The 5,103-nt window shown below is 60.7% G+C and carries 2 protein-coding genes and 1 pseudogene; 1 reads left to right on the forward strand and 2 read right to left on the reverse strand.

Annotation, left to right across the window (positions count from 1 at the left end; genetic code table 11):
• A pseudogene (locus R6U20_RS06345) lies at positions 1-592 on the reverse strand (hypothetical protein); the annotation flags it as partial.
• Positions 593-1,163: 571 nt separating this feature from the next.
• Positions 1,164-1,646 carry an RDD family protein gene (locus tag R6U20_RS06350; RefSeq protein WP_410337025.1) on the reverse strand — a complete coding sequence of 161 codons (483 nt, stop codon included), beginning with the start codon at positions 1,644-1,646 and terminating at the stop codon, positions 1,164-1,166.
• 675 nt (positions 1,647-2,321) lie between these two features.
• Here R6U20_RS06350 and hrpB point away from each other — a divergent pair.
• Positions 2,322-4,835 carry an ATP-dependent helicase HrpB gene (gene hrpB, locus R6U20_RS06355; protein WP_410337026.1) on the forward strand — a complete coding sequence of 838 codons (2,514 nt, stop codon included), beginning with the start codon at positions 2,322-2,324 and terminating at the stop codon, positions 4,833-4,835.
• Positions 4,836-5,103: the final 268 nt, after the last annotated feature.

The following is a 5,103-nucleotide window of genomic DNA, read 5'->3' on the forward strand; positions in this document are numbered from 1 at the left end:
CTGCAACAGCCATCCCGATGCTGGCACGCTCAGGATCGTCTTCTGTCCTCGGCTGGTACTCTCCAAAGTTCTGGAAGAGGTTGTTTGCAAACTCATTTCCGGTGGACGAGCCGATACCTGCAACCCCTGCCCCAAAAGGGATATCTATCATTCCGACCGGAGAATTGATCGTCGCACCACTCGGGAAATTCTCGAAGACGTTGTTTTCTATCAATGCGTTTTCAACGGAAGCCTCACCTGATTGCACTCCTATTCCTATGGGAACCTCACTCTGCGCATCCAGCTTGACCCCATCTATTGTTACATCGGAGGATTCTACGCTTATGAGAAGAGGCGGTGGGGAGCCTTCACTTGACGGTGGGACGATAACTGTCTCATTTCCACGTGTGCCGTTGCCCGGCGTGCCCGCGTTGTTGCCCTGGATGGTCAGCGACTTGTCAACGCCAACGTTTTCCGCGTACGTGCCCGGGCAGACAAATATCGTCTCGCCTGAGCCGGCATCATTGATGGCGCCCTGAATGGTAGGCGAGTCGAACGGAGCATCGGCACTTTCGCACCCAGTCACGCCAGGGTCAGCCGCGTCGTTGACCACACGGTCTTGCGCCTGTGCAGCAAGCCCCCATCCCATCATCAGGAAAAGCGCTCCCAGTGCAAGTGCGCATTGAAAGAAGCCAGACGATCTATAAGCAAAAGCGTATCGCATTTCCATAATACTGGATAAGCTCGTTGATAAAGAATCGGGATGTTCACACCTTCACGGTCCTCATGCACCGCCATGCGCATTCTTGCACTTGTAGCGACTTGCCTCATTGCGAACAGCACGCACCGAGAGGACGGCGGGCAGAAATAAACTACAGTGTACCTTAGAAAAGCGTTGGTGCGTGAGGGAGCGTACACGAATACCACATATAATGTAGGATTCACCACACGTACCTTATCATCCACCACACAAAAATGCAAATCAGCTGTTCATTTGTCGATCTTATGCTTTCAAATGGGATATCTACACCACCTTAACAGACCAAATAGGACGTGTGCCAAAAAACCACCGCTCTGCATACACAAAGCGGCGGTGTCCTGAAAAGGATCTACTTTGGGGAGATACGTATGTCTGCGATCTATGCGCATATTCTCTTGCGCATTTAACAAGAGGTATTCTGATGCTATGCGTTCACAACGGTTGTATTGGCCGTGTCGTCGCCCCAGCGCTTCTGGTCGCTGCGTGTAAGTACCCGGTAGCCTTCGTACAACCCAATGGCCAGCGCGGCCAGCGAAATGGGGAGGGCCAGCAGCCACCCGAAGAGGGGAATCTCGGCCAGTAAGGCGGTGACGCCACCGATCGCAAACATCCAGTTGCGCTTTGCGGAGGTCTCAATGTCCATCGCCTGCCCATCGGCACGCTTTACCTTGAGCCCCATCACATGCTTGCCAATCGAGCGCTGGTTCATGAAGTCGAGCGTCAGGCCGTCGCGCACCAGAAAGTAGCCCGCGCCCAAGAGCGGCCCAAGCACAGGGATCCATGACACGAGCATCGTAAGGACGGAGTCGATGAGTATCGCTAAAAAGCGGGTTAGCTTGTCTGGGATTGTACCGGATGATGCATCGGGCATTTCGGTGTCTGCGTGTTCAGCAGTTGGGGTTGGCATAGGAGGGACGGTTGTCGGGAATGATGGCGCGTGAGTCTTCTCTGTTACATTATGCGCGAATCAGCACGCAAAGCGGACATATCGGCGCCCTTTCCCGCGGCCCCAAAACAAAAAAACCTCCGGCAGCAACGAGCCACCGGAGGTCGTGACGGCCTCAAACAGCAGCCGTCGTTTTAGCATCCGTTACACCATCAGTCAGGTTGCCGATTGCGTGGCGGATTCCGATACTGCAGGGCCTTGTTGACACTCCCTCGGCTAAAGCCAGTAGATTTTACCATTCAACGAGCGGTGCCCATGACACATTCCCACAGGTCTTAGTCACAGGTCTTACCCGGCTCTCCAGGTGCGTTCTCCGACGTTCAGGGCCTACCTGCTCGGAACGGTTCGGGGCTGCCCGACCCTACCGGAAAATATACAGCCGCTTGGTTATCGCTGACTGTACTTGCGGTGACTTGCCAACTTCGATTGTGACTTGATCTTGTGGTTCGCGAGAAGGGTCCGTGTCCCCCCCTGGGTAAACACTGACCGCTGTCGGTGCTACAGGCCCTTCTCGCGCTCTACCCAATACTATAGGATTATACTGCATAGGATACCGTGCCCTTCACATCCAACAAAAGCCACTCGTGCCCCGTTCACGCAGCCCGTGTATCCTACTGAACCGGCTGCTGCTTCCGCATGACGCCCCTCCCCATCGATGATGTGCTGCCCGAACTGAGGCAGGCGCTATCCGATACGCCTCGCGCAGTGCTCGAAGCGCCCACCGGTGCGGGCAAAACGACCCGCGTGCCGCCTGCTTTGCTCGAAGCCGACTGGCTGCAGGACCAGCGCATCCTCATGCTGGAGCCACGCCGCCTGGCCGCTCGTGCTGCGGCCCGCCGGATGGCACAGGAACGAGGCGAATCCGTGGGACAGACCATTGGCTATCGCGTGCGCATGGATACCCAGGTCAGCCGCCGCACCCGCGTCGAGGTCGTCACTGAAGGCGTGCTCACGCGCATGATCCAGGACGACCCGTTCCTCGACGGCGTGGGCGCGGTCATCTTCGACGAGTTTCACGAACGCAGCCTGCAAGCCGATCTGGGCCTCGCCCTCGCGCTCGATGTTCACGACTCCCTGCGCCCCGACCTGCGGCTCCTCGTCATGTCCGCCACGCTCGACGTAGGGCCCGTCGCGGAGCTTTTAGGGGATGCGCCGCGCATTGCCAGCGAGGGGCGCACGTATCCGGTCGACATCCACTACGCCGACCGCCGCCCCGATGGCTACATCGAACCCCACGTATCCCGCAAAATCATGGAGGTGCTGCCCAACACCGAAGGCGATGTGCTCGTCTTTCTGCCGGGTGCGGCCTCCATTAAGCGCGTACAGCGTCAGGTGGAGGCGAAGGTCCCCGCTCGGGTGAACGTCTATCCGCTCTTCGGAAACCTGCCGCATCACAAGCAAGACCGCGCCATCGCACCGAGCGAGGCAGGCGAGCGGAAGATTGTGCTTAGCACGCCCATCGCGGAAACGAGCCTCACCATCGACGGGGTGCGCGTGGTCATCGACAGCGGGAAGCGCCGCACGCCGCAGTTCGATCCACAGAGCGGGATGACGCAGCTTAAGACGGTGCCGATTTCGCAGGCGTCGGCGGATCAGCGGGCTGGGCGCGCCGGACGCACCGCGCCGGGCGTGTGCCACCGGCTGTGGACGCGCCACACGCACATGAATCGCACCGAGCACACCCCGCCCGAAATCGAGCAGGCCGATCTGGCGCCACTGGCCCTGGAGCTGGCCGCCTGGGGCACCGCGGATCCCGACGAGCTGCGCTGGCTCTCGCCGCCGCCCGAAGGGCCGTTTCGGCAGGCGCAAGATCTGCTCACACAGCTCGGTGCGCTCCACGATGACGGCACCATCACCCCGCATGGACGCGAGATGGCGGGGCTGGGCGTACACCCGCGTCTGGCGCATCTCTTGGTGCAGGCGCAAGATCTGGGGTATGCAGCGGTCGGATGCGATCTGGCAGCGCTGTTGAGCGAGCGCGACATCTTTCGCGGACAGGGCGAAGCTCCGGATGCCGACTTGCGTCTCCGCCTCGATGCCCTGCAGCGCGCCCGCGATGGCGATTCGCCGACTCCGAATGCGCTCCGGGGCAGTCGCATTGCGCGGGGTACGCTGCGCCGCGTGCAGAAGATGGCCGGACACTGGCGGCGGAATCTGGGTGTGCCGCGCAACGCCCGTAGCGATGCCAGCGCGTGCGGCCTCCTCACCGCATTTGCGTATCCCGACCGCATCGCCAAGCGCCGCTCCGGCTCCGACGAGCGCTTCCTGCTGGCTAACGGACAAGCCGCTGCGCTCGATCGTCCGCAACTGCTCTCGAAAGCCGACTACCTGGCGTGCGCCCATGTCGCCGGACGCGACCGCGAGGCGCAGATTCGGCTGGCTGCACCCATCTCCGCAGAGGACCTGGCCACCTTCTTCGACGATGTAATCACCGAGCACACCATCGTGGCGTGGGATGCCAACAACGAGCGTATTCGAGCGCGCACGCAAGAGCGGCTGGGAGCGCTGCGCCTGAAAGACGGTCCGCTCGCCGACCCCGATCCCGAGGCCACCGCCACTGCGCTGCTTGAGGGTCTCCGCGCCACCGAGCTGGAGCTGCTGCCGTGGAGCAAAAACGCCCGCCGGTTGCAGCAGCGACTCGTCTTTCTGCACGAGCACCTCGACGACTGGCCCGATGCCTCCGCCTCCCACCTGCTAAGTACCCTCGATGACTGGCTGGCCCCGCATTTGTATCGGATGCGCCGGGTAAGCGACTTGCGTGGATTGAACCTGCCAGAACTCCTGAAGCAGCGCCTGTCGTGGGATCAGCGCGACCAGCTTGACGACCTCGCGCCCACACACCTGACGGTGCCCAGCGGCCAAAACCGTCCCATCGACTACAGCGAGCCCGAGGCTCCGGCGCTGAAGGTGCGCCTGCAAGAAATGTTCGGCGCCACGGATACCCCGCGCATTGCGGGCGGTGCGGTGCCGCTGACGCTCCACCTGCTCTCGCCCGCCCAGCGTCCGGTGCAGATTACGCAAGACCTGGCGCACTTCTGGGACGAGACGTACTTCGAGGTCAAGAAGGAGATGAAGGGCCGCTACCCCAAGCACTACTGGCCCGACGATCCGCTCACCGCCACCGCCACCCACCGCGTGCGTCCGCGGTAGTCTATGGGAAGAAAGCAAAATCGGGTAGTGGGCAAATGTTAAATGATAGCGTACATCCGGAATTTTCCACGTGACCGCTCCCTACCGTCATGCTGAACGGAGTGAAGTATCTCAGGTCACGCGGATAGAAAACTTGTTTTGGGAATGCATGATATGGTGCTCCATCGAGAGGCCCGATTTCGAGCGCGAAAGGTTGGCGTCGCGATCCTTCCCCCGACCGTCGTCAGAGGTCAGGATGACCGGAGGATGAGGGTCCCGTCTTTTTCAG

Source organism: Longimonas sp. (genome assembly GCF_046498435.1).
In the GTDB taxonomy this organism is placed as follows: domain Bacteria; phylum Bacteroidota; class Rhodothermia; order Rhodothermales; family Salinibacteraceae; genus Longimonas.